Consider the following 2,433-nt stretch of genomic DNA (forward strand, 5'->3'; position numbering starts at 1 on the left):
ACTGATAACCGAACGATCTACACCTTAGACCGAGGGTTGAGTCGATTACAGATGATAATGTGGAGTCAAATTGCTCCATGATTGAAAATAATCCCCCAAAAGGAGTGAGTCTCTCAGATTTAATTTGTATCTTCGCCATGTCTATCGTCGGATTCTCTTGTTTTTTTTGCAACACTAAGATAAGTGAAAATTCTGACATGGCAAAATCCTGAGCAACTTTTTGTTGCTCAGGTACTTAAAAAGTTTAATTTATAATAGTGTTGCGGAATTAAGGATCACTTCTCCACGATTTGAATTCAAGTATTCACCTGTAAGAAGTTACTAATGACAAAAAAGAAATTGCCCGTTCGTTTTACGGGTCAGCACTTTACTATTGATAAAGTGCTAATAAAAGATGCAATAAGACAAGCAAATATAAGTAATCAGGATACGGTTTTAGATATTGGGGCAGGCAAGGGGTTTCTTACTGTTCATTTATTAAAAATCGCCAACAATGTTGTTGCTATTGAAAACGACACAGCTTTGGTTGAACATTTACGAAAATTATTTTCTGATGCCCGAAATGTTCAAGTTGTCGGTTGTGATTTTAGGAATTTTGCAGTTCCGAAATTTCCTTTCAAAGTGGTGTCAAATATTCCTTATGGCATTACTTCCGATATTTTCAAAATCCTGATGTTTGAGAGTCTTGGAAATTTTCTGGGAGGTTCCATTGTCCTTCAGTTAGAACCTACACAAAAGTTATTTTCGAGGAAGCTTTACAATCCATATACCGTTTTCTATCATACTTTTTTTGATTTGAAACTTGTCTATGAGGTAGGTCCTGAAAGTTTCTTTCCACCGCCAACTGTCAAATCAGCCCTGTTAAACATTAAAAGAAAACAGTTATTTTTTGATTTTAAGTTTAAAGCCAAATACTTAGCATTTATTTCCTGTCTGTTAGAGAAACCTGATTTATCTGTAAAAACAGCTTTAAAGTCGATTTTCAGGAAAAGTCAGGTCAGGTCAATTTCGGAAAAATTCGGTTTAAACCTTAATGCTCAAATTGTTTGTTTGTCTCCAAGTCAATGGGTAAACTGTTTTTTGGAAATGCTGGAAGTTGTCCCTGAAAAATTTCATCCTTCGTAGTTCAAAGTCGGGTGGTTGTCAAGATGATTTTTCTGGTTTGGTGTCGTCTTTTAAGCTGCCGCATAACGAAAAATGGTAGCCGTAGTTGCCGGATTTACAGCACTTTCGTATCAATTTAGCACTTCGGTTCGTTAAAAGCACCAAAGTATCAAGTTGGCACGAAAGCCGGCAATTATCGGCTACCATATGTTAGTGGCATTTATCATTTCATTATATTCATTTGCTTTAACGCATTTTTTGTTACATTAATTCTCGATGAAATAAAATCATCAACATTCAATCCGTCTGTCGGAATTACATTTGTTGCAAAAAAATAAACATTAGATTTTGTTTCAACATAACCAACAAACCAACCATTATATTTTTCTTCTATCGAACTTAATCCAGTCTTACCGCTTAAAATGTAATTTTCAGTTCGCTCAATTTCCATAATATTTTTGACAATCTTTATTGTCCTATCAGAAATTGGAAATTTTGAAAAATAGAATTTCCTTAAAAAGTCGATTTGTTGTTTTTGAGATATTTTTGAATTTCCTTCAAGCCAAAAATTGTCAATCGTTAAACTGTCAAAAATCATATTTTTATACTCAAATTTTTCTAAATATTCTTTCATTTTAATTGTTCCGATTTTCCTTGCAATTTCCTGATAGCAAGGAACACAGGAAATTCTAAAAGCATCTTTAAATGATAAATCTTTTTCCCAAATATCCATTTTTCTCTGCTCGCCATTCCATTTTAAAATAGTTGTATCATTTTCAATAATGCCTAATTCAACAGCAATTATAGAATTTGGAATTTTGAATGTTGATGCAGGTAATTTTCCGTTTTTAGCCCAATCAAAGTCATTTGAGTAAAAAGTATTCTTGTCGTTATCATAAATTAGAATTGAACCATTTACTTGAAAACTATCTAAAATTTTGTCAAAATCAGAAATTTCTGTTTCAATTATGTTTTTATTCGTTGTTGTGTTACAGCAAACAAATAAAAATATCATTGAAATAAAAACTACAAATAAAATATTTTTCATTTATCCTTAATTCCGCAACACTATTATAAATTAAACTTTTTAAGTACCTGAGCAACAAAAAGTTGCTCAGGATTTTGCCATGTCAGAATTTTCACTTATCTTAGTGTTGCAAAAAAAACAAGAGAATCCGACGATAGACATGGCGAAGATACAAATTAAATCTGAGAGACTCACTCCTTTTGGGGGATTATTTTCAATCATGGAGCAATTTGACTCCACATTATCATCTGTAATCGACTCAACCCTCGGTCTAAGGTGTAGATCGTTCGGTTATCAGTACA

Annotated in this window: 2 protein-coding genes and 2 pseudogenes; 2 read left to right on the forward strand and 2 right to left on the reverse strand. The window is 32.7% G+C overall.

The window, feature by feature from the left end; all coding sequences use genetic code 11:
* Nucleotides 1-139, reverse strand: a pseudogene (locus tag HMPREF0106_RS10555) (IS1380 family transposase); the annotation flags it as partial.
* Between the two features lie 185 nt (nt 140-324).
* Here HMPREF0106_RS10555 and erm(F) point away from each other — a divergent pair.
* Nucleotides 325-1,125 (forward strand): 23S rRNA (adenine(2058)-N(6))-methyltransferase Erm(F), encoded by an 801-nt coding sequence (gene erm(F), locus HMPREF0106_RS10550; protein ID WP_004295323.1) that lies wholly within the window; start codon nt 325-327, stop codon nt 1,123-1,125.
* Nucleotides 1,126-1,327: 202 nt separating this feature from the next.
* Here erm(F) and HMPREF0106_RS10545 read toward each other — a convergent pair whose 3' ends face one another.
* A complete protein-coding gene (locus HMPREF0106_RS10545; protein ID WP_004295324.1) occupies nt 1,328-2,152 on the reverse strand; it encodes a class D beta-lactamase OXA-347 in 825 nt (274 codons plus the stop codon).
* Nucleotides 2,153-2,291: 139 nt separating this feature from the next.
* Between HMPREF0106_RS10545 and HMPREF0106_RS26015 the strand changes: the two are divergent.
* Nucleotides 2,292-2,433, forward strand: a pseudogene (locus tag HMPREF0106_RS26015) (IS1380 family transposase); the annotation flags it as partial.

It is taken from the genome of Bacteroides sp. D22, assembly GCF_000163675.1.
Classification (GTDB): domain Bacteria; phylum Bacteroidota; class Bacteroidia; order Bacteroidales; family Bacteroidaceae; genus Bacteroides; species Bacteroides xylanisolvens.

Bases quoted from the DNA above. Each gene is read 5' to 3' on its own strand.
- HMPREF0106_RS10545 (WP_004295324.1), bottom strand. From the start codon at position 2,152: ATGAAAAATATTTTATTTGTAGTTTTTATTTCAATGATATTTTTATTT.